The sequence below is a fragment of the Cumulibacter manganitolerans genome (assembly GCF_009602465.1).
In the GTDB taxonomy this organism is placed as follows: Bacteria; Actinomycetota; Actinomycetes; order Mycobacteriales; family Antricoccaceae; genus Cumulibacter; species Cumulibacter manganitolerans.
Window position 1 is genome coordinate 32,780 of sequence record NZ_WBKP01000009.1, and the last position, 26,507, is coordinate 59,286.

Annotated in this window: 21 protein-coding genes and 1 riboswitch; of the genes, 12 read left to right on the top strand and 9 right to left on the bottom strand. The window is 70.4% G+C overall.

Annotated features, from left to right (window positions below; all coding sequences use genetic code 11):
• Positions 1 to 60: 60 nt before the first annotated feature.
• Positions 61 to 924 (top strand): MaoC family dehydratase, encoded by an 864-nt coding sequence (locus F8A92_RS05280; protein ID WP_194291368.1) that lies wholly within the window; start codon positions 61 to 63, stop codon positions 922 to 924.
• A gap of 6 nt (positions 925 to 930) precedes the next feature.
• Positions 931 to 1,539, top strand: a complete 609-nt coding sequence (locus F8A92_RS05285) for a TetR/AcrR family transcriptional regulator (protein ID WP_153504050.1) — start codon at positions 931 to 933, stop codon at positions 1,537 to 1,539.
• Positions 1,540 to 1,634: 95 nt separating this feature from the next.
• Here the strand turns inward: F8A92_RS05285 and F8A92_RS05290 are convergent, their stop codons facing one another.
• Complete coding sequence (locus F8A92_RS05290) at positions 1,635 to 4,286, bottom strand: ATP-dependent Clp protease ATP-binding subunit (RefSeq protein ID WP_153504052.1); 2,652 nt, start codon at positions 4,284 to 4,286, stop codon at positions 1,635 to 1,637.
• Positions 4,287 to 4,485: 199 nt separating this feature from the next.
• Between F8A92_RS05290 and F8A92_RS05295 the strand changes: the two genes are divergently transcribed.
• Positions 4,486 to 4,818, top strand: a complete 333-nt coding sequence (locus F8A92_RS05295) for an NIPSNAP family protein (protein ID WP_153504054.1) — start codon at positions 4,486 to 4,488, stop codon at positions 4,816 to 4,818.
• A 22-nt stretch (positions 4,819 to 4,840) separates the two neighbouring features.
• Here the strand turns inward: F8A92_RS05295 and F8A92_RS05300 are convergent, their stop codons facing one another.
• Positions 4,841 to 5,287, bottom strand: a complete 447-nt coding sequence (locus F8A92_RS05300) for a MarR family winged helix-turn-helix transcriptional regulator (protein ID WP_228389223.1) — start codon at positions 5,285 to 5,287, stop codon at positions 4,841 to 4,843.
• Positions 5,288 to 5,352: 65 nt separating this feature from the next.
• Here F8A92_RS05300 and F8A92_RS05305 point away from each other — a divergent pair, with 65 nt between their 5' ends.
• Positions 5,353 to 6,843 carry an MFS transporter gene (locus F8A92_RS05305; RefSeq protein WP_153504058.1) on the top strand — a complete coding sequence of 497 codons (1,491 nt, stop codon included), beginning with the start codon at positions 5,353 to 5,355 and terminating at the stop codon, positions 6,841 to 6,843.
• On the opposite strand, the gene F8A92_RS05310 is transcribed toward F8A92_RS05305, so the two are convergent.
• The 5 genes from F8A92_RS05310 to F8A92_RS18930 form a co-directional block, all read right to left on the bottom strand.
• Complete coding sequence (locus tag F8A92_RS05310) at positions 6,840 to 8,474, bottom strand: AMP-binding protein (protein ID WP_153504060.1); 1,635 nt, start codon at positions 8,472 to 8,474, stop codon at positions 6,840 to 6,842. The two genes, F8A92_RS05305 and F8A92_RS05310, sit on opposite strands and share 4 nt — an antisense overlap.
• Positions 8,471 to 9,385, bottom strand: coding sequence for a crotonase/enoyl-CoA hydratase family protein (locus F8A92_RS05315; RefSeq protein ID WP_153504062.1), 915 nt, complete (start codon positions 9,383 to 9,385; stop codon positions 8,471 to 8,473). Before F8A92_RS05315 ends, F8A92_RS05310 begins: the two co-directional genes overlap by 4 nt.
• On the bottom strand, positions 9,382 to 9,999 hold the full coding sequence (locus F8A92_RS05320; protein WP_153504064.1) for a TetR/AcrR family transcriptional regulator: 618 nt from the start codon (positions 9,997 to 9,999) through the stop codon (positions 9,382 to 9,384). The genes F8A92_RS05315 and F8A92_RS05320 overlap by 4 nt, the downstream gene beginning before the upstream one ends.
• A 199-nt stretch (positions 10,000 to 10,198) precedes the next feature.
• Positions 10,199 to 11,179, bottom strand: coding sequence for a TIGR03557 family F420-dependent LLM class oxidoreductase (locus F8A92_RS05325; RefSeq protein ID WP_153504066.1), 981 nt, complete (start codon positions 11,177 to 11,179; stop codon positions 10,199 to 10,201).
• 93 nt (positions 11,180 to 11,272) lie between these two features.
• The gene (locus F8A92_RS18930) at positions 11,273 to 12,496 is read right to left on the bottom strand and encodes a mycothiol transferase (RefSeq protein ID WP_228389225.1); all 1,224 of its coding nucleotides are present in this window, start codon (positions 12,494 to 12,496) and stop codon (positions 11,273 to 11,275) included.
• Between the two features lie 192 nt (positions 12,497 to 12,688).
• Here F8A92_RS18930 and F8A92_RS05340 point away from each other — a divergent pair, with 192 nt between their 5' ends.
• Together F8A92_RS05340 and F8A92_RS05345 are read left to right on the top strand one after the other, a co-directional pair.
• On the top strand, positions 12,689 to 13,264 hold the full coding sequence (locus F8A92_RS05340; RefSeq protein ID WP_153504068.1) for an NADPH-dependent F420 reductase: 576 nt from the start codon (positions 12,689 to 12,691) through the stop codon (positions 13,262 to 13,264).
• 102 nt (positions 13,265 to 13,366) lie between these two features.
• Positions 13,367 to 13,813, top strand: a complete 447-nt coding sequence (locus F8A92_RS05345) for a DoxX family protein (RefSeq protein WP_153504069.1) — start codon at positions 13,367 to 13,369, stop codon at positions 13,811 to 13,813.
• A gap of 97 nt (positions 13,814 to 13,910) precedes the next feature.
• Here F8A92_RS05345 and ggt read toward each other — a convergent pair whose 3' ends face one another.
• Positions 13,911 to 15,524, bottom strand: coding sequence for a gamma-glutamyltransferase (gene ggt, locus F8A92_RS05350; RefSeq protein WP_228389226.1), 1,614 nt, complete (start codon positions 15,522 to 15,524; stop codon positions 13,911 to 13,913).
• Between the two features lie 39 nt (positions 15,525 to 15,563).
• Positions 15,564 to 18,134 carry a CaiB/BaiF CoA transferase family protein gene (locus tag F8A92_RS05355; RefSeq protein ID WP_153504071.1) on the bottom strand — a complete coding sequence of 857 codons (2,571 nt, stop codon included), beginning with the start codon at positions 18,132 to 18,134 and terminating at the stop codon, positions 15,564 to 15,566.
• A 132-nt stretch (positions 18,135 to 18,266) separates the two neighbouring features.
• Positions 18,267 to 18,381, top strand: a riboswitch (SAM riboswitch).
• Between the two features lie 291 nt (positions 18,382 to 18,672).
• Here F8A92_RS05355 and F8A92_RS05360 point away from each other — a divergent pair.
• From F8A92_RS05360 to F8A92_RS05385, 6 genes are read left to right on the top strand one after another with little or no spacing between them, the layout of a single operon-like run.
• A complete protein-coding gene (locus F8A92_RS05360) occupies positions 18,673 to 19,905 on the top strand; it encodes an LLM class flavin-dependent oxidoreductase (RefSeq protein ID WP_153504073.1) in 1,233 nt (410 codons plus the stop codon).
• Positions 19,906 to 19,922: 17 nt separating this feature from the next.
• A complete protein-coding gene (locus F8A92_RS05365; protein ID WP_153504074.1) occupies positions 19,923 to 21,326 on the top strand; it encodes an NtaA/DmoA family FMN-dependent monooxygenase in 1,404 nt (467 codons plus the stop codon).
• The gene (locus tag F8A92_RS05370; protein WP_228389227.1) at positions 21,323 to 22,945 is read left to right on the top strand and encodes an ABC transporter substrate-binding protein; all 1,623 of its coding nucleotides are present in this window, start codon (positions 21,323 to 21,325) and stop codon (positions 22,943 to 22,945) included. Before F8A92_RS05365 ends, F8A92_RS05370 begins: the two co-directional genes overlap by 4 nt.
• A gap of 7 nt (positions 22,946 to 22,952) precedes the next feature.
• Positions 22,953 to 23,912, top strand: a complete 960-nt coding sequence (locus F8A92_RS05375) for an ABC transporter permease (RefSeq protein WP_153504076.1) — start codon at positions 22,953 to 22,955, stop codon at positions 23,910 to 23,912.
• Positions 23,909 to 24,838, top strand: a complete 930-nt coding sequence (locus F8A92_RS05380) for an ABC transporter permease (RefSeq protein WP_153504078.1) — start codon at positions 23,909 to 23,911, stop codon at positions 24,836 to 24,838. The genes F8A92_RS05375 and F8A92_RS05380 overlap by 4 nt, the downstream gene beginning before the upstream one ends.
• Positions 24,835 to 26,502 (top strand): dipeptide ABC transporter ATP-binding protein, encoded by a 1,668-nt coding sequence (locus F8A92_RS05385; RefSeq protein WP_228389228.1) that lies wholly within the window; start codon positions 24,835 to 24,837, stop codon positions 26,500 to 26,502. The genes F8A92_RS05380 and F8A92_RS05385 overlap by 4 nt, the downstream gene beginning before the upstream one ends.
• Positions 26,503 to 26,507 lie beyond the last annotated feature (5 nt).

A 26,507-nucleotide genomic window follows, 5' to 3' on the forward strand; every position in this document is an offset into this window, starting at 1 on the left:
GTGGTGCAATACCCGCAACGCGTCAAGGCAGCAGCGGCGCCCAACCCGAAGGAGCGGCGCGTGAGCCTGGACCATGACCTCGTCGGATCGCCGAGCGAGCCGGTCACCGCTCGCTGGAGCGACACCGAGACCCTCCTCTACGCGCTCTCGCTGGGATACGGGCACGACGACCAGCTGGTCGACCTGCGGTACACGAGCGAGAACACCGCCGGTGTCGAGCAGGTCGTGGTGCCGACGTACGGCGTGATCATGGCCTCGGGCGCCGGCCGTGGGCGCAGCCTCGGCGACTTCGACCGGGCGCTGCTGGTGCACGCCGAGCAGGGCCTGCAGATCCACCGTCCCATCCCCGCCGCGGGAGAGGCACAGGTGACCTCCACGGTCATCGGCATGTACGACAAGGGCAAGGCCGCGATCGTGACGACGGAGGCGCGGGCGGTCGATGCGCGGACCGGCGAGCCGCTCGTCACGTCGACGTCCTCGGTGTTCATCCGCGGCGAGGGCGGGTTCGGCGGTGAGGCCGGCCCCAGGTCGGACTGGCAGCGTCCTGACCGCGAGCCGGACTTCACCGCCTCCACGACGACGTGGCCCGGACAGGCGCTGCTGTACCGGCTCAACGGCGACCGCAACCCGCTGCACGCCGATCCCGAGTTCGCCGCGCGGGGCGGCTTCGGCAAGCCGATCCTGCACGGGCTGTGCACCTACGGCATCAGCGCGCGGCTGCTGCTGGGCCTGGAGGGCGCCGGCGAACCGGCGGAGATGCGCGAGTTCAACGCCCGGTTCAGCTCGCCGGTGATCCCCGGCGACACGCTGACGCTGCACGCCTGGGACGTCGGCGACGGAGGATTCGCCTTCCAGACGACGGGCTCCGGCGGCCGCGTCGTCCTCGATCACGGCGTGAGCCGCTTCGGAAGCGACCCCGCGTAGGCAGCCGTGGCGCGCAGCGAGCACCGTCGCTGGGGCAAGACCGCCCAGACGCAGGCCGACATCCTCGACGCGGCGGTCGCCGTGTTCGCTGAGCGCGGCTACACGACGGCGACGATCGCCGACGTCATCGAGCGGGCCGGCTCGAGCGTCGGGAGCATCTACCACCACTTCGGCGGGAAGGCCGAGCTGTTCCATGCGCTGTGGGCCGAGCACACCCAGGGGCTCGAGCGGTCCGCGGCGGAGGCGGTCGCGAAGGCCCGGGAGGACGGCGTCAGCACGCCGATCGCGCTGTTCGAGGCCGGGGGCGCCGCCTACCTGCGCGCGGTATGGCGCGACCGGCGGGTCGCCCGGATCTTCTGGACCGGCGACGCGCCGCCCGGCTTCGAGGTGCTCCGGCGGCAGCGGGGCCAGGCGTGGATCGAGAACAACCTGAAGCTGCTGGGGCTCGCCGGCTCGCTCGAGGACCGGTTCGTGGCGGCGGTGTTCACCGCGATCATGGGCGAGGCCGCGCGGACCGTGATCGGCTGCGCCCGGTCCAAGCAGGCCGAGGCGATCATCGCGGAGGCCGTGCGCGTCAGCCGCGCCGTGGCCGAGAGCCGCGGCACGCCGGATTGACCCCGGCATACGAATCTGCGGTGGAGCGGGACACGCTATCGGGTCGATAGCGTGCTCCACTCCACCGCAGAACGTGGGTGCCGGAGCGCCTGCCGCTAGGCGGTCGCGCCTCCCGACGCGGCGTCGCCGGACGGCGTCCCGTGCTCGGGCTGCGCACCGGGCGTCGCCTCGGGGACGGCGCCGGTGCCCGACACGTGGTCGATACCGGTGCCGATCTCGTCGGCGGTGACCGCCACCGGTTCCTTGCGCGCCTCGGCGCGGAAGGAGAAGTGGAAGTCCGGCAGCTTGTTCTTCTCGGCCGCGAGGATCTGCTCCGTCGGGAGCGTCTTCCCGTCGGCGTCGATGACGTCGACCTTGATGACCGAGCCGCTCGGGATCTCGCCGTACAGGATCTTCTCCGACAGCTGGTCCTCGATCTCGCGCTGGATCGTCCGGCGCAGCGGGCGGGCGCCCATCACCGGGTCGAAGCCCTTGCGAGCCAGCAGGTTCTTCGCGGCGTCGGTCAGCTCGATCGTCATGTCCTTCGCGGCCAGCTGGACGCCGACGCGGGTGATCATGAAGTCGACCATCTCGACGATCTGCTGCTGGGTCAGCTGGTGGAAGACCACGATGTCGTCGATGCGGTTGAGGAACTCCGGACGGAAGTTCTTCTTCAGCTCATCGTTGACCTTCAGCTTCATCCGGTCGTAGTTCGACGAGTCGTCGTTGCCGCTCTGGAAGCCCAGGCCGACCGCCTTCGCGACGTCCTTGGTGCCGAGGTTGGTGGTCAGGATGAGCACCGTGTTCTTGAAGTCCACGATGCGGCCCTGGCCGTCGGTCAGGCGACCTTCCTCGAGCACCTGCAGGAGCGTGTTGAACACGTCCGGGTGCGCCTTCTCGATCTCGTCGAACAGCACGACGGAGAACGGCTTGCGGCGCACCTTCTCGGTCAGCTGTCCGCCCTCGTCGTACCCGACGTACCCGGGAGGGGCACCGACGAGCCGAGAGACGGTGTACCGGTCGTGGAACTCCGACATGTCGATCTGGATGAGCGCGTCGGCGTCCCCGAACAGGAACTCCGCGAGCGCCTTCGCGGTCTCGGTCTTACCGACGCCGGACGGGCCGGCGAAGATGAACGAGCCACCGGGCCGCTTGGGGTCCTTCAGGCCGGCGCGGGTACGGCGGATCGCCTGCGACACCGACTTGATGGCCTCTTCCTGGCCGATGATCGTCTTGTGGAGCTCGTCCTCCATGCGCAGCAGGCGGGTCGTCTCCTCCTCGGTGAGCTTGAAGACCGGGATGCCGGTCCAGTTGGCCAGCACTTCAGCGATCTGCTCCTCGCCGACCTCGCTGATGACGTCCAGGTCGCCCTGGCGCCACTGCTCCTCACGAGCGGACTTCTTCTCCTGCAGCTTGCGCTCGTCGTCGCGCAGCTTCGCGGCACGCTCGAAGTCCTGCGAGTCGATGGCCGACTCCTTCTCACGACGCACCGACGCGATCTTGTCGTCGTACTCGCGCAGGTCCGGCGGGGCCGTCATCCGCTTGATGCGCATGCGGGCGCCGGCCTCGTCGATGAGGTCGATGGCCTTGTCGGGCAGGAACCGGTCGCTGATGTAGCGATCGGCCAGCTGCGCGGCGGCGACCAGCGCGTCGTCGGTGATCGAGATGCGGTGGTGCGCCTCGTAGCGGTCACGCAGGCCCTTGAGGATCTCGATGGTGTGCGCCAGCGACGGCTCGCCGACCTGGATCGGCTGGAACCGGCGCTCGAGCGCGGCGTCCTTCTCGAGGTGCTTGCGGTACTCGTCGAGCGTGGTCGCGCCGATGGTCTGCAGCTCGCCGCGGGCCAGCATCGGCTTGAGGATGTTCGCCGCGTCGATCGCGCCCTCCGCGGCACCCGCGCCGACGAGGGTGTGGATCTCGTCGATGAACAGGATGATGTCGCCGCGGGTGCGGATCTCCTTGAGCACCTTCTTCAGGCGCTCCTCGAAGTCACCGCGGTAGCGGGAGCCGGCGACCAGTGCGCCGAGGTCGAGCGTGTAGAGCTGCTTGTCCTTGAGCGTCTCGGGGATCTCGCCCTTGACGATCGCCTGGGCCAGGCCCTCGACGACGGCGGTCTTGCCGACGCCGGGCTCACCGATCAGCACCGGGTTGTTCTTGGTGCGACGGCTCAGCACCTGCATCACGCGCTCGATCTCCTTCTCGCGCCCGATGACCGGGTCGAGCTTGCCCTCGCGGGCGGAGGCGGTGAGGTTGCGGCCGAACTGGTCGAGCACCAGGCTGCTGGACGGCGTCCCCTCGGCGGGAGCGCCGGCGGTCGCGGTCTCCTTGCCCTGGTAGCCCTGCAGGAGCTGGATGACCTGGGTGCGGACCCGGTTGAGCTCGGCACCCAGCTTGACCAGGACCTGCGCGGCGACTCCCTCACCCTCACGGATCAGGCCGAGCAGGATGTGCTCGGTGCCGATGTAGGTGTGGCCCAGCTGCAGCGCCTCGCGCAGCGACAGCTCGAGGACCTTCTTGGCGCGCGGGGTGAACGGGATGTGCCCGGACGGCGCCTGCTGCCCCTCGCCGATGATCTCCTCGACCTGCGAACGGACGGCCTCGAGCGAGATGTTCAGCGACTCGAGGGCCTTCGCGGCCACTCCCTCGCCCTCGTGGATCAGGCCGAGCAGGATGTGCTCGGTGCCGATGTAGTTATGCGAGAGCATGCGGGCTTCTTCTTGTGCGAGTACGACGACTCGGCGGGCCCGGTCAGTAAAGCGTTCGAACATGCGTCAGTCTCCTTCAAGGCCGCTCCCGTAGGAAGCAGCGCACCAGGCGCCGGAGCGGTTATCCCATTAAACGACGCCTCAGCCCGGGTTTCTTCCTCTCAGGGCCTCCGATCGGTACGCCGAGGGCGAACAGCGAACGTGTCGGGCGTCACCGGCGCGATAGTCTGGCTGCCCGAGCCGGCGACGAAAAGAGACGCGAATGAAGTTCGAACTGCGCACCTACCGTGCGGCCGAGGGCAAGATGGCGGCCCTGCAGACCCGCTTCCTCGACCACACGTTGAGCATCTTCCCTCGACACGGCATCCACAGCGTCGGCTACTGGGTTCGCGAGGACGACCCCTCGCTGCTGGTCTACCTCATCTGGCACGAGGGCGACGCGCGCGCGAACTGGGACAACTTCAGGGCCGACCCCGAGTGGGTTGCCGCCCGCGCGGCCTCCGAGGTGGACGGCTCGCTCACCGACTCGATCGAGTCGGTCTTCCTGGACCCGGTCGAGGCCCTCGCCGTCGGCGACCTGCCCGCCACGAACTGACGCCGACTCGGCTCGATAGGCGCTACCGCTCGTTGAGCACGGCAACCAGTCGCTCGAGCGGGCCGACGGCGCGCAGGATCGCCGCGCGGTCCTTGCTCGGCAGATGCTCGAGGGCGTCGGTGAGCCGCCGCTCGTGAGCGCTCATCCACTGCCGCAGCTGCTGCTGCCCCTGCGAGGTGAGCTGCACCAGAGCCACCCGCTTGTCCTCGGGATGCTTGGTTCGTTCGGCGCGTCCGGCCGACACCGCCTGCTCGACGAGGCTGCTCACCGTGTTCGGCGCCAGCAGCATGAGGTCGGCGAGGTCGCCCACGCGCGTCGCGCGATGCTCGTCGAGATGCTGCATGAGCTCCACCTGCGCCATCGGCAGCGACTCCCACGAGTACTCCGTCCGAATGCTGCGCCTGAGCGCCCTCCGCAGCCTGGTGATGACCTCGGTGAGCGTGGCGACGTCGGACGGCGGGGGTGGCATGGAAGCGATCATAGCCTCGGCGCAGATCTGTCGGTGACAGATATAAAACGGTAGAGTGACGCCTCATGGGACCCGCACGATCTGGCCCGCGGCTCCACGTCGCCGCGGATGACGACGAGCACCGCGACCAGCTGCTGCAGGCTCGGCATCCGATCTTGTCCAGGATCTTCCGCGAGCGGCCCGCCGCCGCGTGGGTCCGCGCTTCCCCGCGCGCCCATTGGATCGCGGTGGCCACGGTCTGTGCGGGCGCATTCATGGGCCAGCTGGACGCCAGCATCGTCTCGCTGGCGCTGCCTGCGATGCAGAAGGGCTTCCAGGAGTCGGTCAGCGCGGTGCAATGGGTTGCGCTGAGCTACCTGCTCACGCTGGTCGCGCTGGTCGCCCCGATCGGACGCTTCTCCGACTGGCTCGGGCGCAAGGCCGTCTACGTCTACGGGTTCGCGGTCTTCACCATCGCGTCCCTGCTGTGCACGCTGGCGCCCAGCCTCTACGTCCTCATCGCGTTCCGAGTCCTTCAAGCGCTCGGCGCGGCAATGCTCCAGGCCAACAGCGTCGCGCTCATCGCCACCGCGGTACCGCGCGAGCTGCTCACCAAGGCCATCGGCATCCAAGGAGCGGCCCAGGCGATCGGCCTGGCGCTCGGACCGACCGTCGGCGGCCTGCTCGTCGGCGTAGGAGACTGGCGGCTCATCTTCGCGGTGAACGTCCCGGTCGGCCTCGTCGCCATCGTCGCCGGCTGGTACCTGCTGCCGCGCAGCACGTCGTTGACGGCACCTGGCCGGCTCGACGGACGCGGCCTCGCGTTGTTCCTCCCGTCGATCCTGCTCGGGATGCTTGCGTTGTCGTTGGTCGCGGATCACGGGATCGATCGAGTGTGGATCATCGTGACGGCACTCGTCTCCGTGGTGTGCGCGGGCCTGCTGATCCGGCACAGCAGACGAACCCCGGACCCGGCCATCAATGTCGCACTGTTCTCCTCGCGTCCGTTCGCCGTGGGGATCGGCAGCGGCCTGTTGTCCTACGCGGTCCTCTTCGGCGTGCTGTTCGCCGTCCCGATGGCGATGGCTCGCACCCAGTCGGCGGTGACCACCGGACTGGTGCTCACCTCGCTACCGGTCATTCTCGCGCTCGTCGCGCCGGCCGCCGGCTACCTGTCCGATCGGGCCGGCCCGCGCCTCGTCACGGGCACCGGCATGCTCGTCGCCGCGGCGGGACTCGTCCTGATCGCGCTCGAGGGCGACGCACTGTGGGGCCTCGTCAGCGGGCTGGCCGTCCTGGGCATCGGATCGGGGCTCTTCACCCCGGCCAACAACGCGTCGATCATGGCCTCGGCCCCGCGGGCGCAGGCCGGCGCGGCCTCCGGGACGCTGAACATGACGCGCGGGCTCGGAACCGCACTGGGTATCGCCACGGCGACGCTGATCGTGGGCTCCAACGGGCAGTCCGCCCTGGCCGTGGACCGGCTTCCGGTGGCGATGCTGGTGTTCGCGGCCTGGGCTCTCATCGCCGGCGTGCTCTGCCTCGGCAGCCGGACGCCGCGGTCCCTGGCTACCTAGCCCAGCGGTCGGTACCCGCCTTCCTCGATCAGCTCGGTGAGGCGGAACTTCTGCAGCTTGCCCGAGCCGGTCATGGGATAGGCGTCGGTGACGTACCAGGCCGTGGGCGTCTTGTGCGGCGCCAGGTGCTCGCGGCAGTACGCGTGCAGCTCGGCGGCGGTGACCGCCGCGCCGCCGCGCAGCTGGACCACGGCCGCCACGGTCTCGCCCCAGCGCTCGTCCGGTACGCCGACGACCGACACCTGCGCGATCGCCGGGTGCGCGAACAGCAGCTCCTCGATCTCGCGCGGGTAGATGTTCTCCCCGCCGCGGATGATCATGTCCTTCAGCCGGCCGGTGACGGTGAGGTAGCCGCGGGCGTCCATGGTCCCCAGATCACCGGTGTGCACCCACCCGTCGGCGTCGATCGTCTCGGCGGTCCGCTCGGGCATGTTGTAGTAGCCCAGCATCCGCTGGTAGCCGCGGGCGCAGATCTCGCCCTGCCCGCCGACGTCGAGCGCTTGGCCGGACGCGGGGTCGGCGATCTTCACCTCGACGTTCCACAACGGTCGTCCGGCGGTGTGGATCCGGTCCTCGACCGAGTCGTCCGGCCCGGTCTGCGTCACGATCGGGCTGAGCTCGGTCTGCCCGTAGACCGTCGACAGGACGACGCCGAAGCGGTCCTCGATCCGACGCGCGACCGGCGCGGGCACGGCCGAGCCGCCGGAGACGGCCACGATGCACCGGCTGAGGTCGCGCCGGTCGATCGTCGGATGGTCGAGCATCGCGATGAACATCGTCGGTACGCCGTACACCAGGGGCCGCGGCGCGCGCTCGATCACGTCGAGCATCAGGCCCGGCTCGAACATCTGCAGCAGGTGCACGGTGCCGCGCAGGTGCGCCGTCCCGAGGATGGTCATGCCGCAGCCCGCGGTGTGGAACAGCGGCATCGCCGACACGACGTCTCCGCCGCGCACCGCGCCACTGCGCAGGCCGATGTACTGGGCGTTCGTCACCAGCCCTCGGTGATGCAGCAGCGCGCCCTTGGGCCGGCCGGTCGTACCGGAGGTGTACTGGATCTGCGCGGCGTCCCCTGCGGCGACGGACGGCAGGTCCACGTCGGCGGGCCAGGTCCGGACGGCGTCCGCCCAGTCGTCCATGCCGATCAGGACCGGCTTGCGCTCCAGCGGATCGACGGCCGCTTCGGCGATCGCCGCCATGTCGCTGCCGCGGAAGGTGGAGACGTACAGCAGTGCCGCGCACTGCGACTGCTCGAGCACGTACCGCAGCTCCTCGGCCCGCATCGCCGGGTTCGCCGTCACCAGCACCAGCCCCGCGAGCGCCGCGCCGTACTGCGCGATCACCCACTCGGGCACGTTCGGCGCCCAGACGACGATCCGCTCACCGGGGCGGAACCTGCTCGCCAGGTATCCGGCGCAGCGGACGGCGTCGTCGAGCAGCTCGCGGTAGGTCCAGCGCCGCTCGATGCTGCTCGCGCCGGTCAGCGCTGGGCTGCCCGGCAGCGCAACCTCGACCAGCGCGGTCACGTCGCCGCTGTCCGCGACGCACTGCCGCAGCAGGTCGCCCGCGGTCAGGTCGAGCACCGGATACGTCTCGTCCGCCGGCCAGTAGGACGACTCCAGCGCGGTCATCGCTTGCCCTTCCAGCCGCGGGCCTCGGCGACCTCCTGCGCGCGCTCCGGCGCAGGCAGCTCGCCGCCGCCGTCCGGGATGAGCTGCCCGGAGTCGCGCCATGCGACCGCCGCATGGAACCCGTCGCGCTCGGCGAACTCCTTGAACCACTTGCCTTCCGGCGAGTTGCGGGTGATCCCGTCGAAGATCGTGGCGATGGTCTGGGTGCTGTTCAGCCCCATGTTGTCGTACGCCTGGTTGATCATCAGCTTCTGCATCACGAGCTGGTTGGTCGGCATGCCGCTCATCCGGTCGGCCAGCGCCTCGACGGCCTCGTCAAGGCGCTCGGCCGGCACCGACTCGAGCGCGAGCCCCCACTCGGCGGCCTGCGCGCCGCTGATGGTGTCGCCGGTCAGCAGCATCCGCTTCGCGCGCTGCGCACCCAGACGGTACACCCACATCGCCGTGGTGGGACAGCCCCACACCCGCGCCGGCGGATAGCCGATCCGGGCGTCGTCGGCCATGATCAGCACGTCGGCACACAGCGCGATGTCGCTGCCGCCCGCGATCGCGTAGCCGTGCACCTTGGCGATGGTCGGCTTCAGCGAGCGCCACAGGCTGAAGAACTGGTCGGTGTTGCGGCGCATCTCGCGGTAGTCGCGGATCGGGTCCCAGGGGTCGGTCTGCCGCCAGCGGCCCTGGCTCTGGTCCTGCTCGGCGAACTGCTTGAGGTCGTACCCGGCACAGAACGAGTCCCCCGCGCCCTGCAGCACGATCACCCGCACGTCGTCGTCCTCGTTGGCGCGCTCCACGGCGGCCGCGAGCTCGCCGGGCAGCTCGTCGTTGATGGCGTTCTTGCGCTCGGGCCGGTTCAGCGTGATGTACGCCTTCCGGTCCCGGCTCTGGTAGTCGATGGTGGTGAAGTCGCTCAAGGTGTCGCTCCCTGCGTCGTGGTGTGCAGCATGTCGCGGGCGAGCGCGGACCACTGGCGAATCGCGGCGTCCGTGCTCGCGGTGGACCGGCGGAGCACCTGGCCGATGCTCAGCCCGCGGACGAGCGCGAGGGTCATCGCGCTGACCAGCGGAAAGGACGGATGCGCCGCGAGGTCGGGACCGAACGCGCGGCTGAGCACCCGCTCGAGATCGCGGCCGGCCGCCCGCTCGGCGGTGACCAGGTCCGCGCGCAGCTCGGGGTTGGTACGGGCGGCGAGCCACATCTCCATCTCGACCATCGCCGAGTCGGACTGCGCCGCGGTCAGCAGCGCGCGCACCGCACGCTCGACGACGTCGCCGTCTGCGGTCCGCGCGAGTGCCGCCTCGACGGCGGCCTCGTTCGCGTCGACGATGCGCCCGATCACCTCACGCAGCAGATCGCCGCGGGTCGGGAAATGATGCAGCATCGCGCCGCGGCTCGCACCTGCCGCCTTTTGGACGGCGAGCGTCGAGAGCTGGCCGACGCCGTTCGCGCGCAGCACGTCGAGCGCTGCGGACAACAGCCGCTCATGGGTGGCGGCACGTTGCTCGGCGCGGCTTCCCGGAGCAGGCATGCCCGGAGATTTTCACAGTCAGCATTGACTGTCAACCGCGCCCGCGGTGGTTGAACGGCGGCCGCCCCCGCCCGACGCGGTGGGTTGCACCCCGGTAACGCGTGACGCGGTGGCTCCTACCCCGCTATCGCGTCGATAGCGGGGTAGAACCCACCGCATCCGGCGTCGGTGCGGCATCTGGATCAGAGGGGAAGGCGGGTCAGAGGGCGCGGAGCTTCTCCAGCAGCGGCTGCGCCGCCTCGCGCAGGAACGCCTCCTGGGTCTCGTCACCGACCTGCACCAGCGCGACGTCGGTGAAGCCCGCGTCGACGTACGCCTTCACCGACTCGGCGATCTTGTCGAGGTCCGGACCGCACGGGATCGACTCGGCGACGTCCTCCTCGCGGACGAACTGGCTCGCGGCCGCGAATCCCTGCGGCATCGGCAGATCCGCGTTCACCGCCCAGCCGCCGCCGAACCACCGGAACAGCTCGTGGGCGCGCTTGACCGCCTGCTCCTCCGACGGTCCCCAGGAGATCGGGATCTGGCCGATCGCTCGGGCGCCGTTCGGGATCTGCGGCGCGTCCGGCACCGCGTTCCACTGCCGCACCAGGTCGACCTCGGGCTGGACGGCGATCAGGTGGTCGGCCAGCGGGGCGAACCGTTCGATGCCCTGCCCGCCACTCACCGCGACGCCAATGTCCAGCCCCTGCTCCGGCACGTCCCACAGCTTCGCGGTGTCCACGGTGAAGTAGTCGCCCTCGTGGGTGAGCGTCTGTCCGCCGAGCAGGGCGCGGATGATCTCGATCGCCTCGGCCAGCATCTCCTGGCGCGCCTGCGCACCGGGCCAGCCCTCGCCGACGACATGCTCGTTGAGCCGCTCACCGCTGCCGAGCCCGAGGGTGAACCGTCCGTCGGCGAGGAGCTGCGTCGTCGCGGCCTTCTGCGCGACGACTGCCGGGTGGTATCGCGTCGTCGGGCAGGTCACGTAGGTCATCAGGTCGACGCGCTCGGTGGCGTGCGCGACCGCTCCGAGCACGCTCCACGCGTACGGCGCGTGCCCCATCTCGTCCAGCCAGGGGAAGTAGTGGTCGCTCATGACCTCGAAGTCGAAACCGGCCCGCTCGGCTCCCTGCGCATAGCCGACCAGCTGCTTCGGGCCGCTCTGCTCGGTCATCAGCGTGTATCCAAAACGCGTCATCCGGTTCTCCTCATGTTGGTCGGCACTGCCTGATCGTCGGTTATCCCCGTTGTCTTGTTGCGACTTCGGCCGACGTCGCCCGAAGTCGCCACATCACATCGGCGGGACGTCGGCGGCGCGGGCTGCCGCCTCCAGTCGCGCGCGGTACGCGGCCCAGGCGTCGGCGTCCAGGTCCGGGGTGTTCAGGGCGTCGGGGCGCAGGCCGGCGGCGCCGTCGATGAGCTCGCGGACGACGTCCGCGTGGCCGGCGTGCCGGTGCGTCTCGGTGGCGAGGTGGGTCAGGATCCGACCCAGCGTCACCTCGGCCCGCTCGTCCGGCCAGTGCGCGACGCGGCCCCGGGCGTCCAGCTCGAGCGCCGCGACCGTCGCGTCGGCGTGGGCCCACGCGCGCCGGTACAGCCCGACGATGTCCGCGCGGGACTCCTCGGGCGTGGCCCACATGTCGGCGTTGTCCTCCGCGCCGTCCTCGAACCAGGGCAGCGGGATGCCGCTGGGGCGGTCGAAGGTGTCCCCCAGATACCCGAGCTCGATGCTGGCCAGATGCTTCACCAGTCCGAGCAGGTTGGTCCCGGTCGGGGTGAGCGGCCGGCGGACGTCGTACTCCGAGAGGCCCTCGAGCTTCCACAGCATGGCCTCCCGGCCCTGCTGCAGGTAGCGCAGCAGCCAGCCTTTGAGGTCGTCGGGCGCGGGAAGCGGCGGTGTGCTGCGCCGCGCGGTCGCCAGGAAGACGGGGTAGCCGCCCCCGGACTTCTCGATCCGCGTGCAGTCCTCGACGCGCACGTCGCCGAACCCGGCCCGCTCCAGGCGGCTCGCGAGGTCGGCGCGATCGAAGCCGGAGTGCCCGTCGAAGCCGGGCACGTGCGCGTGGAACGAGCCGTCCTCCTTGTCCAGGTCGGCGATGGCCAGGTAGCCGCCGTCCTCGAGCAGCGCGGCGAATCCTGCCAGCACCCGCTCGAGGTCGTGGACGTGGTGCAGCACCATCGAGGACACGATCACGTCGAAGCGCTCCGTCGGCGGGGGCTGCCGCTCGAGATCGAGGTCCCACACGCGCGTCCCGGCCGGAAGCGCACCGGCGGCGACCTTCTGCCCGATCACCGCCCGCATGCCACTCGAGCTGTCGGCGAGGGTGATCGCGGAGAAGCGGTCGACCAGCGCCTGCGACACCAGGCCGGTGCCGGCGCCGTACTCGAGCAACCGGGCACCGGCCGTCGCCGGGATCGCCCGAGCGACGCCCGTCGCCACGGCGGCCGCTCGCTCGACCTTCGCGGGATCGTCGTCCCACGTGGAGGCGTGCTCGTCGAAATGCTCGTTGCCCATACGCCTCACCCTGCCACGGTAGGGCGCCCCCGCGCAGCGCCGATCGAGCGGCTCCGCCGGCGCTTCTCGGATCTACGGCGGATGGTGTCGCCGGTCACATCCGGCCTAATTAGTTGTCTTCTCAACTAATTCGCCGTAGGTTAGTTGTATCAACAACTAAATGCGGTTCCGCTTCCCACCAAGGAGAGACACATGACCACCGTCAGCATCATCGGCTCGGGCAACATGGGCTCGGCGATCGCCGGAGTCGTCGAGAAGGGCGGCAACACCGCTCAGGTCCTCGGCACGGACGCCGTCGACCAGGCCGTCACCGGCGACATCGTCGTCCTCGCCGTCCCCTACCCGGCGTTCGGCGAGGTCCTTGCCCAGCGCGGCGACCAGCTCGCCGGCCGCGTCGTCGTCGACATCACAAACCCGCTGAACTTCGAGACCTTCGACTCGCTGACCGTCGCGGCCGACGGCTCGGCGGCCGCCGAGCTCGCCGAGAAGCTGCCCAGCTCGAAGGTCCTCAAGGCGTTCAACACCAACTTCGCCGCGACGCTGTCCTCGGGGCAGGTCGCCGGGTTGCAGACCACGGTCACCATCGCCGGTGACGACGCCGACGCCAAGGCCGCGCTCGCCGCGGTCGTCACCGCCGGCGGCCTGCGCGCCATCGACGCCGGGGCGCTCAGCCGCGCCCGCGAGCTCGAGGCGATCGGCTTCCTGCAGATCACCCTCGCCGCCGCCGAGAAGATCAGCTGGGCCGGCGGCTTCACCCTCCAGCCGTAGTTCCTCCCGTGTGGGGCGGCGGTAGCCGCCCCACACGCATGTCCAGACCCCGTACCGCTGCCGCACGCTCGGCATCGCTCACCCGAAAGGCTTCACTCCCCTATGCGTACCCTGCTCCGCCCGGCCACCGGCCGCCCTGCCCTCACCGACATCGCACTGCTGATCACCCGGGTCGCGCTCGGCGTCATCCTGGTCGCCCACGGATGGCAGAAGTACCACGAGTGGACGATCGCCGGGACGGCCGGTGCGTTCGAGGGGATGGGCATCCCGGCCCCGACGGCCGCGGCCGTGTTCGCCACCATCGTCGAGATGGTGGGCGGGACGCTGCTGATCCTCGGGCTGCTGACCCCGGTGGTCGCCGTCCTCAACGGCCTCAACCTGCTCGGCGCGCTGGTGCTGGTGCACATCTCCAACGGCGTCTTCGTGGGCGAGAACGGATTCGAGCTCGTCCTCGCGCTGATCGCAGGACTGCTGGTGCTCGCGATCCACGGCGGCGGCAAGTACGGCCTGGACGCGCTGATCGTCCGCAAGAAGGCTGCGCTCGCCTAGCCGTACTCACCCCTCGCCATTCTGCGGGGCAGCCAGGAACGCTCGGGGCCTCCGATCGTCACTGGCTGCCCCGCAGAACCGTCGGCGCGGCGCCGGCTCAGACCGAGGCGGCCATCCCGTCGGTCGCCCGGTCGGCGCCGCCGTCCCAGCGGCCGTCATCACCGATGCGGATGGCATGCACCCAGGCGAACTTGAACGCCTGCGGGTACCGGCGGGTCGGGTAGCCGAGGGCCTGCAGGTCGCGCTCGGTGGACCGCAGGACGCGGTTGGTCAGCTCGATCGTCTCCGACAGGGCGGCCACCCGCGGGGCGTCGATCGCCTCCTGGGCGCTCATCCCGAAGTCGATCACGTTCAGGATCACCTGCAGGTTGCCGACCGTGATGTAGGTGGCGCCTGGGGCCCCGAGCACCAGCACCGGGCGATCGTCGCGGAAGACGATCGTCGGCGACAACGCCGAGAAGCGCGCCTTGCCGGGCGCGAGCGATCCCGCCCGACCCGGCCGCGGGTCGAACACCGACATCGCGCCGTTGTACATGAACCCCAGCCCCGGCGTGATCACTCCCGACGGCTGGCCCAGCGTGTGGGTCATCGTCACGCAGGTGCCGTGCTCGTCGACGGCAGCGACCTGGGTGGTGTGCTTGTGCTCGCCGCCGCCGGAGTTGAAGCGCGGCACCTCCGCCTTGACGCCGTCCCTGATCTGCTGGGCCTTGCCGGCGGCGTACTCCTTCGACGTGAGCTCCTCGACCGGTACCTCGACGAACCGCGGGTCGCCCACCTTGGCATCCTTGTCCGCGGTGGCGATCTTCATCGCCTCCGCGAGGATCCGGATGTACTCCGGGCTGTTGTGGCCGAGCGACGCCAGATCGAAGTTCTCCAGGATGTTCAGCATCTCGATCAGCTGGATGCCGCCGCCGGGAGGGTTGTTGGTGGCGATGCGGTGCCCCCGGTACGTCCCCCACAGCGGTGCGTTGTCCTCCGGGGCGCACGTCGCGAGGTCGTCGGGACCGAGCAGTCCTCCGTTCGCCCGCATGTCCTCCACGATCCGCTCGGCGATCGCGCCGCGGTAGAAGTCGTCGGTGCCGTGCTCGCGGATCCGCCGCAGCGTCGCCGCCATGTCCGGGTTGCGCAGCACGTCGCCGACGTCGAGGGTGGCGCCGTCGCCTTTCCCGTAGATCGCCCGCGCCGCGGGGTTCTTGGTGACGAGCCCGATGTTCGGGTCGCGACCGGCCCCGGCGGGCTCGTTCCAGAACTCCCACATGTGGGGTCGTACGGCGAATCCGTTCTCGCAGTAGGCGATGGCCGGATCGAGAAGCTCGGTCAGCTGCCGGGTGCCGAACCGCTGCAGGGCGACCTCGAGGGCCGCGAGCGTGCGCGGGGTGCTGATGGCGCCGTACCCCTTCTCGTTGACGCGGCCCTTCAGGATGAAGCCCCACCCGTCCTCGGCCTCCCGCTCGATGAGGTGCTCCCACATGTCGGGGCGCACCGCCAGCGGGGAGCGGCCGTGGAAGTCGAGCGTCGTGTGCACACCGGCCTGCGGCTGGTACACGTGGAAGGTCCCGAATCCTGCTATACCGCACATCTGGGGATCGACCGCGGTCTGCGTCAGTGCCGTGGCTACCGCCGCGTCGACCGCGTTGCCTCCTGCGGCGAGGACGTCGAGGCCCGCTTCCACCGCCTCCGGCTGCGGTGCGCTGATCATGCCGTGCGTCATCGTGGGATTCCTTCCGTTCGCGCGTCGATCGCCAGCGTGTCAGACGACTCCCGCGTCGTACAGCGCCTGGACGTCGTCGGGTGACATGCCGAGCAGCTTCATGAGCACCTCGGCGGTGTCCTCTCCGTAGTTGGGACCGTTGCGGCGCACCGGCCCGCCCACGTGCGGCGGCGTCTCGCTCATCTGCACCGGCAGCTGCTTGACCGGCCACGTCCCGTTCTCGGTCTGCGGCAGGTCGACCAGCCATTGCCGGTGCTGCAGCTGCGGGTCGTGCTCCACCCGGTCCTCGGCGTTCTGCGCGACGCCGGCCGGGACGCCCGCGTGCTGCAACGCGTACATCAGCTCGTAGCGGTCCCAGCCCGACGTGGCCTCCTCGAGGAGCGCATCGAGCTCGTCCTGCCGTTGCAGGCGCCGCGGCAGCGTTGCGAACCGCTCGTCACTCACCCACTCCGGACGCCCGAGGACGGCGGCGGTCGCCGCCCATTGGTGGTCCGTGAAGCAGGAGATCGCCACCCACCGGTCGACGCCGGCGGCCCGGTAGATGCCGTGCGGCGCGGCCAGCTTGTCCGGTGAACGGTTGCCGCGGCGGGTGAACCGCCGGCCGTTGACTGTGTAGTCCAGGAACGCGGTGCCGGCCAGGTACATGCCGGTCTCGACCTGTGACGCGTCGATGTGGCAGCCCTCGCCGGTGCGGGCGCGCCGGTGCAGCCCGGCGAGGATCGCGGTCGCGGCGTTGTACGCGCCGAACCAGTCCAGGTAGCTGTATCCGATCCCGGCCGGTGGCCACGGATCGGGCAGGCCGGACATCTCGGTGAGCCCGGAGAACGCCTGCGCGGTCGGCCCGAACGCCTTCGCGCGCCCATAGGTCCCGCGATCGCCGAGCCCCGACTGCTGCACGTAGACGATGTCCGGCTTGAGCTCCTTGAGCCGCTCGTAGCCCAGGCCCATCCGCTGCATGGTGCCCGGCGAGTAGCCCTCGATCACGACGTCCGCCTTGCTGATCAGCTGCTCGAGGATCGCGCGGCCGCGCGGGTCCTTCAGGTTCAGCGAGATGGCGGACTTGCCGCTGTTGATCTCCATGAAGTTCGCGGACTTGTTGACGGTGTCCAGCGGCGGCGGCACCATCGGCAAGCTCGCGGCATCGCGCTCGGCGCGCCCACCGGTCGGGTACACCACCTCGGTGAACCGCATGCCGTCGAGCCGCGACTCGTGCTCGACCTTGATCACCTCGGCACCCATCGCGGCCAGGAACTTGCCGGCGCCCGCCGACGCGAGCATCCAGCTGAGGTCGACGACCCGCAGCCCAGCCAGCGCGAACGGCTTGCCGTGCATCGAGTGCTCGGCCGCTTCCTCGCGGGCGGTCGGCTGCGGGCCGGCCCGGCGAACCGACCACGCCTCGAGGACGGCGCCGTTGTGCTCGCCGACCATCGGCGCGCGGGGTCCGGTCACCCAGTCGGCCTGGTCGCACACCCATCGCGGGCCGATGTCGACGAACGACTCCCCCAGCTCGGGATACTCGACCGCGGCGAAGGTGCCGCGGATCCTCCAGTGCTCGTCCGACAGGTTCTCCTCCGGGCTGCGCACGGGCGCCCACGAGAGCCCGCGGTCGAGCATCTCGCGCCAGAAGCCCTTGTCGTAGGTGAAGCGGCGTACGAGACGGTCCATCGCGGCGGTGAGGTACTCCCGCCGCTGGAGCCGGTAGTCGGCGTCCTGCCACTCGGCGCCGTCGAGCTCGCCCTGCATGCCGTACTGGCGCAACGCGGCGAGGTCGCCCTCCCAGCTCGACGGGAAGTTGCGGACGTAGGTCGCGTACGGCAGCAGATAGCGGCCGTCCTTGGTCTGGCTGAGAGCCTTCGGAGTGGGCACCGGGGAGCTGTGCCGGCCGGTCTGACGGTGGTGCGGCCGGCGCAGGGCCAGCCAGTTGGGCAGGTCGATCTCGGTGTTCACGGCGTTGGCCTGATGGACCGAGCAGGACAGGTACTGGCCGCGGCCGGTGCGCTCGCGGTGCAGGAGCGCGCCGAGCAGCGCGATCACGCCCTGCTCGCCGGCCACGTGGTAGGCGTGCCACATCTGCGGCGCGATCGGCGGCGTGTCGTAATGCCCGTCGGGCTCGGGGTCGTACCCGGAGTTCATCGCCATCCCGCCAAGAGCCAGATGCACCAGATCGCTGCCGAGGAACCCGGCCCAGGGGCCGTCCTCGCCGAACGGGGTGATGCGCAGGTACACGAGCCCTGGGTTCGCCCGCGACAGCGCGTCGTGGCCCAGCTCGCGGTCGGCGAGGTAGCTGCCCGGACGCGCATCGATCACGACGTCCGCATGCTCGGCGAGGCGGGCGAACGCCTGCCGACCCGCCGGCGTGTCGAGATCGACGCTGACCGAGCGCTTGGCGACGTTGTAGTGCCAGAAGTAGAGGCTGCGCTCGGGGTGCGGCTCGTCGCGGTAGAAGGGGCCGTACCGGCGGGTGTGCTCACCGCCGAGCGGCTCGATCTTCACGACGTCGGCCCCGAGGCCGGCCAGCAGCTTGCCGGCGTACTCGCCCGCCTCGTCGGCGAGCTCGAGGACCCGCAGGCCGCCCAGATAGGTGTCCGTCGCCGGCCGCGCCTCGCTCATCTGCCTGCCTCTCCCGATCTCGTCCCTGCCCCGAGCCGACTACGCCCCGGGGAAGATGTCAACGTCATCCCACGGACGTGATGCCGCCCACAAGGGTTGGCGATCCGCGAATCGTCGTTTACTGTTCAACGAGGTCACGAGAGTCGCCGTCAAGCCCTGGCTCGGCGACCAGCAACCCCCGTCTCGCGGAGGGGTGCTCCAGGTGAGGACCGGGCCGGATCGCACGAGCGATCGGCAAGCGCGAGATCGCCGATGCGGAAGGAGAAGCCAGTCATGGACGCCACGTCTGGTATCCACGCCGCACACTCCCGGCCGCTGGCCGGTCACGAAGCCGCGTGGCGGCTGTACGTCGACCTGGCACTCGTCGCCAGCATGCGCTGTCCGCGCTAAGAGCGCGTTCCAGCCCGACGTTCGCTTCACACATCACCTGAGGGACACCTCCGTCCCGTCGCAGCCGCGGCACCGATTCCGCTTGCGCGCTCGACACGCCTTCCTTCTGCGGCGGTGATGTGCCCTTTCACCACGAGGTGCCTCCACCATGTCCACCAACCCCCCAACTCTTTCGCGCCCTTCCGAGAACATCGGGCTATCCGTCGCCCTCGACGGCGCTGGCTGGCATCCGGCCGCCTGGCGCGAGCCGGCGGCACGGCCCGCGGACCTGTTCAGCACCGCCTACTGGGCCGACCTCGCGGCCGAGGCGGAGCGCGGTCTGCTCGACTTCGTCACCATCGAGGACTCGCTCGGTCTGCAGTCCGATCACTTCGGCGGCCCACCCGACTCCCGAACCGACCAGGTTCGCGGCCGTCTCGACGCCGCCCTGATCGCCGCCGCACTCGGGCCGGTCACGTCCTCGATCGGCCTGGTGCCGACGGTCACGACCACCCACACGGAACCCTTCCACGTCTCGAAGTCACTCGCCACGCTGGATTTCGTCAGCCACGGCCGTGCCGGCTGGCGCGTCCAAGTCTCCAGCAAAGCACACGAAGCTGAGCATTTCGGACGGCGCCAGATCCCCGCTATAGGTCGGAACTGGGAGTCTGACGATGCGTCCCGTCGCGTGGTGCGCGAGCTGTTCGACGAGGCGGCCGACGTGATCGAGGCGGTTCGCCGGCTGTGGGACAGCTGGGAGGACGACGCGGAGATCCGCGACATCGCCACCGGCCGCTTCATCGACCGCGGCAAGCTGCACTACATCGACTTCGAAGGGCCGGCCTTCAGCGTCAAGGGGCCGTCGATCACCCCTCGACCGCCACAAGGCCAGCCGGTCGTCACCGCGCTCGCCCACGCCCAGATCCCCTACGAGCTGGCGGCCCGCGGCGCCGACCTCGTGTTCGTCACGCCCCAGACCGTCGACGAGGTGCCCGGGATCATCGAGCAGGTCCGGTCGGCCGAGGCGTCCGTCGCGCGCACGGGCACACCGCTGCTGATCAACGCCGATCTGCTCGTGGTGCTGGACCACACCGAGCAGGCGGCACGCGACCGCCGCCACCGTCTCGACGACCTGGCCGGCTCGGCGCTGCAGTCCGACGCCGCGATCATCGCCACCACGCCCGAGCGGCTGGCCGGCCTGCTGATCGAGTGGGCCGACGCCGGCCTAGACGGCTTCCGCCTACGCCCGGCCGCGCTGCCCACCGACCTCGTCGCGATCACCCGCGGCGTCGTCCCGCACCTGCAACGAGCCGGCGCCTTCCGCAGCGGCTACTCCACCACGTCCCTCCGCGAGCATCTCGGGCTACCCGTAGCCGTCAACCGCTACGCCGCAATCGCCTAACGGAAAGAAAAGTAGACATGAGCAACCAAACGACTCGTAAGCAGATCATCCTCGGCGCGCATTTCCCCGGCGTCAACAACACCACCGTCTGGCGTAACCCGGCTTCGGGCAGCCAGATCGACTTCGCCTCCTTCAGGCACTTCGCGCAGACAGCCGAACGCGGCAAGCTCGACTTCCTGTTCCTCGCGGAGGGGCTCCGGCTGCGTGAGCAGCGCGGCCTGATCCATGACCTCGACGTCGTTGGTCGGCCCGACACGTTCGCCGTGCTGGCGGCGCTGTCGTCGGTTACCACGCAGCTCGGGCTCGCCGGCACCATCAACGCCACCTTCAACGAGCCGTACGAGGTTGCCCGCCAGTTCGCCACGCTGGACCAGCTTTCCGGCGGCCGGGCCGCCTGGAACGTCGTCACGAGCTCGGATGCCTTCACCGGCGAGAACTTCCGGCGCGGCGGCTTCCTGCCGCACGCGCAGCGCTATACCCGCGCACGGGAGCACGTCCAGACCGCCCGGGAGCTGTGGGACTCCTGGCGCAGTGACGCGATCGTCGCCGACAAGGAGGCCGGGCAGTTCCTCGCGGACGGCACGGCCGGGGCGTTCGCGCATGACGGCGAGCACTTCAAGATCAGCGGCCGGTTCAACGTCCCGCGCAGCCCGCAAGGGCATCCGGTCGTCTTCCAGGCCGGCGACTCGAGCGACGGAAGGGAGTTCGCGGCACAGTCCGCCGACGCGATCTTCACCCGCCACGGCACCCTGGAGGAGGGCGTCGCGTTCACTCGTGACGTCAAGGCTCGCGCGCGCCGCTACGGGCGCGACCCCGACGACCTGAAGGTGCTGCCCGGAGTGGGCTTCATCCTCGGCGATACCGATCAGGAGGCCGCCGAGATCGCCCGTGAGGTGCGCTTCGAGCAGGTGAGCCCGCAGACCGCGATCCTGCTGCTCGAGCAGGTCTGGAACCGCGACCTGTCGTCGTACGACCCGGACGGGCCGCTGCCCGCGGAGGACCCGGACGTCGAGTCGATCTCGATCATCCAGGGCCGCGCCCGGCAGGTCGACGGCATCCTGGAGACCGCGCGTCGCTACCGCCGGATCGCCGAGGAGAAGAACCTCAGCATCCGCGAGCTCATCGTCGAGGTGACCGGCCGTGGGCTGTTCGTCGGCAGCGCCCGGACGGTCGCCGACGAGCTCGACCGCTTCGTTCTCGCCGGCGCGAGCGACGGCTTCATCCTGGTGCCGCACATCGTCCCGTTCGGCCTCGACGGCTTCGTCGACCAGGTCGTGCCGCTGCTGCAGGAGCGCGGCGCCCTGCGAGAGGACTACGTCCCCGGTGCGACCTTGCGCGAGAACCTCGCCCTACCCCCTGCCGCACCCGCAGCACACTGGGCCGCTCGGGTCCGCGACAACGCCGAGGAGGTGGCCTCGTGAGGGCCAGCACGCATCGTTCATCAGGCCGCCGGCTCATCCCCGTCGCGCTGCTCGCGACCGCGAGCCTGGCCCTGGCCGCCTGCGGCGGCGGCGCCGGAGCGCAGGCGCCGGCGGGATCGCCCACCAGCGGCGGAAAAGCGACCATCGCGGTGGCCTCCGACGCCGGCTGCGTGGATCCGCAGCAGGTGGCCAGCAACGACACCATCTGGTCGACGCGCCAGATCGTCGACTCGCTCACCGACCAGAACCCCAAGACCGGTGAGATCGTTCCTTGGCTCGCGGAGTCGTGGGACATCAGCCCCGACTCCACGGCGTTCACCTTCCACCTCCGTAAGGGCGCGACATTCTCCGACGGCTCGGCGGTGGACGCCGCGGCGGTGAAGGTCAATCTCGACCGCGCTGTGACCCTGGGGGCGCGCGCCGGCCTGATCCGCGGTTACCTCAGCGGCTACGCGGCCAGCACCGTGGTCGATCCGCAGACCGTCACGGTGTCCTTCAAGCAACCCAACGCGCAGTTCCTCCAGGCGACATCCACGCACAGCCTGGGCCTGCTGTCGCCGGCCAGCGTCCCGCTCAGCGACGACGAACGGTGCAAGGGCGTCATCGGATCCGGCCCGTTCGTGCTCGGCTCCTACACGCCGAACCAGTCGGTCGTGCTCACCAAGAGAGCCGGCTACAGCTGGGGATCCTCGCTGTGGAAGCACAAGGGCGCGGCCTACCTCGATCAGGTGACCTTCCAGGTCGTCCCCGAGTCGGGGGTGCGAGCCGGCAGTCTCCAGTCCGGCGAGTCCGACGTGATCAGCAGCATCGGCCCGCAGGACGAGGCGGCCTTCAAGGGCACCAACGTGGTCCTGCAGGCCCGGTCCAACCCCGGAGTCGTGTTCAACCTCGGCTTCAACCACCAGCGCCCGCTCGGCGCCGACCCGGTGGTGCGCAAGGCGCTGTCGCTCGCCCTCGATCGCCAGCAGATCGTGGACACGGTCTACACGTCGCAGACGAAGCCGGCGACCAGCATCCTGGCCTCGACGACACCGATGTACGCCGAGCAGAAGAAGGCGCTGGGCAGCGATCCGAAGGAGGCGGGCAAGCTCCTGAAGGACGCAGGGTGGGTCCGCGGCTCCGACGGCATCTACGCCAAGGACGGCCGCAAGCTGTCGCTGACCGTCAGCTGGTCGGCGGTGATCGGGACCAACAAGCCGGCCCTGGAGCTGATCCAGCAGCAGGCGGCCGCGTCCGGCATCGACCTGCAACTCAAGGAGCTCCAGGTGGCCGAGTCGGCGTCGGTGCTCGCGTCGGGAGACTTCGACATCTACTGGAGCAACCTCACCCGAGCGGATCCCGACATCCTGCGTTCGAGCTACTCGACCGCGCTGGCCAACAACTACCGCCTACCGGCGTCCGACCTCGACGCGGCGCTGGCCGCCCAGGCGGCGGACTCGGACCCGGTGAAGCGCGCCGGGGCGGCGGCGCAGGCGCAGCAGCTGATCGTCGACAGCTACGACGTGGTCCCCGTCGTCGAGCTGACCACGGTTCTGGCGCACAGCCCGAAGATCCACGACGTCACGTACGACGCGTCGTCGCGCATCCAGCTCTTCGACACCTGGACCACGGGCGGCTGACGCAGCGATGACCAGATATCTGCTCCGCCGCACCGGGCTGGCGCTGGGCGTGCTGTGGGCGGCGTTCACCGCGTCGTTCGTCGTGCTCTACCTGATCCCGGGCGACGCGGTCGAGGCGATGGTCTCGGCGCAGGACGTGCCCCCGTCGGCTGCCGAGCTCGCCCGGCTACGGGCGACGTACGGCGTCGACGAGCCACTGATCGTGCAGTACGGCGAACGGCTCTGGGCGGCGCTGCACGGCGACTTCGGCGACTCCATCCAGACCGGGCGCTCCGTGACCTCCTCGATCCTGGACGCGCTGCCGAGCACCGCACTGCTGGCCGGCACGGCACTCGTGCTCGCGATCGTCGGCGGCGGGTCGCTCGCCGTCGTCGCGACCGGGACCGAGTCCCGGTGGGCGCGCCAGGTGCTCCTGGCGCTCCCGCCGCTGGCGGTGTCGCTGCCGACGTTCTGGGTCGGTCTGGTGCTGATCCAGGTGTTCAGCTTCCAGCTCGGCCTTTTCCCGTCGATCGGCGGCACCGGCCTGAGCGGCCTCGTGCTGCCCGCGGTGACGCTGGCACTGCCTATCGGCGCCGTCATCGCCCAGATCCTGGCGAAGTCGCTGACCTCGGCGCTCGACGAGCCGTACGTCACCACGGCCCGCGCGAAGGGCGTGGGCCGGACCGGCATCCACCTCCGGCACGCCCTGCGCAACGCAGCGTTGCCCGCACTCACGGCGATCGGGCTGCTCGTCGGACAGCTGCTGGCCGGATCGGTGGTGGTCGAGACGGTGTTCGCGCGCGTCGGCGTCGGTCGGCTGACCGTCCAGGGCGTGACCGCCCAGGACATCCCACTCGTCCAGGGAATCGTGGTGTTCGGCGCCCTGGTGTTCGTCACCGCGAACCTCCTGGTCGATCTGGTCTACCCCGTGCTCGACCCCCGCATCGTGAGCACACCGCCGATCTCCCGACGAAAGGTACGCACATGACCGAGATCGCCACCGCTACCCTGCTTCGGGACTCTGACCTCCTGCCCGCCGACCCCGCGCCCGCGGCCGCGCCTGCGCGAGAGCCTGCCGTCCGCGGCGGCCGGCTGCCGCGATGGTTGCGGTTCGGCCTCACGCGGCCGGGTCTGATCATCAGCGTCGCCTTCCTCGCGCTGGTGCTCACGGCCTGCTTCGCCCCGAACCTGCTGGCCTCGGGCAACCCGCTGACCGGCCGACCGGCCGACCACCTGCGGGCACCGGACCTGGTGCACCTGTTCGGCACGGACCATCTGGGACGTGACGTGTTCACCCGCGTGGTGCACGGAACCGCTCTGTCGTTGCGTTCTGCGCTGGTGGCCGTCACGATCGCGCTCGTGGTCGGTGGCCTGCTGGGGCTCGTCGCGGGGACCCTCGGACGCTGGATCGACGAGGCGATCATGCGTTTCGTCGACGTACTGCTGGCCATCCCGGCCCTGCTGCTTTCCCTGGCGCTCGTTACCGCGCTCGGCTACGGGACCGTCAACGTGGCCATCGCGGTCGCGATCGGCTCGGTCGCGACGTTCGCACGAGTCGCCCGGTCCGAGACCTTGCGAGTCTCGCGCGCCGCGTACGTCGAGGCGGCGCGCTCGGCCGGCTCACGTCCGTGGACGACGCTCTGGCGGCACATCCTGCCCAACGCGATCGGCCCGATCCTGGCGCTCGCGGTGCTCGAGTTCGGGGTGGCGATCCTCGCCGTCGCCTCCCTGAGCTTTCTCGGGTACGGCGCTCCGCCGCCCACTCCGGAATGGGGGGCGATGGTCGCCGAGGGACGGAACTACCTGGCGACCTCCTGGTGGCTGACGACGCTGCCCGGGCTCACCGTCGCTGCGACGGTGCTGGCGGTCAACCGCGTCTCCCGGGCGCTCGACGGAGAATGGAGACGAGCATGACCACCCCCGACACGGCCCCGCTCCTCGCGGTCCGGGACCTACGCGTCAGCTACCGGACCAGAGGGCGCGAGGTCCCCGCGCTGCGCGGCGTCGACCTGCAGCTCTCGCGCGGCGAGGTCGTCGCGCTGGTCGGCGAATCCGGATCGGGCAAGAGCACGCTCGCGCACTCGATCATCGGGCTGCTGGCACCCAACGCGTCCATCGGCTCAGGCCAGGTGCTGTGGCGCGGCACGGATCTCGCCCAGGCATCGACTCGCACCTACCGCCGGCTGCGGGGGCGCGAGATCGGCCTCGTCCCGCAGGACCCGACCGTCTCCTTGAACCCTGTGCAGCGCGTCGGAGCGCAGGTGGCGGAGGTCTTGAAGGTGCACGGACTCGCTGATCGTCGAGGCGCCGCGGCGGCAGCCGTGGCGGCCCTGGAGAAGGCCGGCCTGCCGGACCCGGAGCTGCGGGCGCAGCAGTATCCGCACGAGCTCTCCGGGGGCATGCGGCAACGGGTGCTGATCGCGATCGCCATCGCGGCAGATCCGCAGCTGCTCATCGCGGATGAGCCGACGAGCGCGCTCGACGTCACGGTGCAGCGGCGCATTCTCGACCACCTCGATGGCTTGCGCACCGAACGCGAGCTGGCGGTCCTGCTGGTGACTCACGATCTCGGCGTCGCGGCCGATCGCGCGCAGCGGATCGTCGTGATGTCCGAAGGGCGCATCGTCGAGGACGGCGCGGCCGACGCCGTGCTGCACGACCCGCGGCACGAGTACACGCAGCGCCTGCTGCGGGCAGCCCCCGGCCTGGCGCTCGGCGGCGACCGGAACCGCAGCCGGGTCGACCGGCCTCCGGCGGTACGCGCGCTGGCGAGCGCCGAGCAGCCGGCGCTGGTCCGGGCGGCCAACCTGGTGAAGGAGTTCCGGCTACCGCAGGGCGCGACGGTGCGCGCCGTCGACGATGTCAGCTTCGCGATCCCCACGGGGCAGACCCTCGCGCTGGTCGGCGAGTCCGGCTCGGGCAAGTCCACGACCGCGCGCCTGGTCCTCGGCCTCACGCCACCGACGTCCGGCACAGTGACGGTCGGCGGCGCCGAGATGAGCGGGCTGCGCGGCAGCGCCTGGCGAGAGGCGCGCCGGCATGCGCAGCTGGTCTACCAGAACCCGTTCGCCTCGCTCGATCCCCGGTGGCGCGCGGAGGACATCGTCGGCGAACCACTCCGGGTGTTCAAGGTCGGCACCCGGGCCGCACGCCACCGGCGGGTGGCGGCACTGATCGACCGGGTCGCGCTGCCGGCCTCCACGCTGGATCGCAAAGCCGCCGAGCTCTCCGGGGGCCAGCGGCAGCGCCTCGCCATCGCCCGCGCGCTGGCGCTGTCGCCGCAGCTGGTCGTCCTCGACGAGCCGGTGTCGGCACTGGATGTCTCGGTGCAGGCGCAGGTGCTCGAACTGCTCGCCGAGCTGCAGTGCGACCAGCAGCTGACCTACCTGTTCATCACCCACGACCTCGCGGTCGTCGGCCAGATCGCCCACCAGGCAGCCGTCATGCGAGCCGGCTCGATCGTCGAGTCCGGTCCCGTCGACCAGCTGTTCACGCGACCGCGACACGACTACACCCGCGACCTGCTCGACTCCATCGCAGGTCGCCACCTGTCCCACGCGCCGGCGGCGCGTGCCTGACCGAA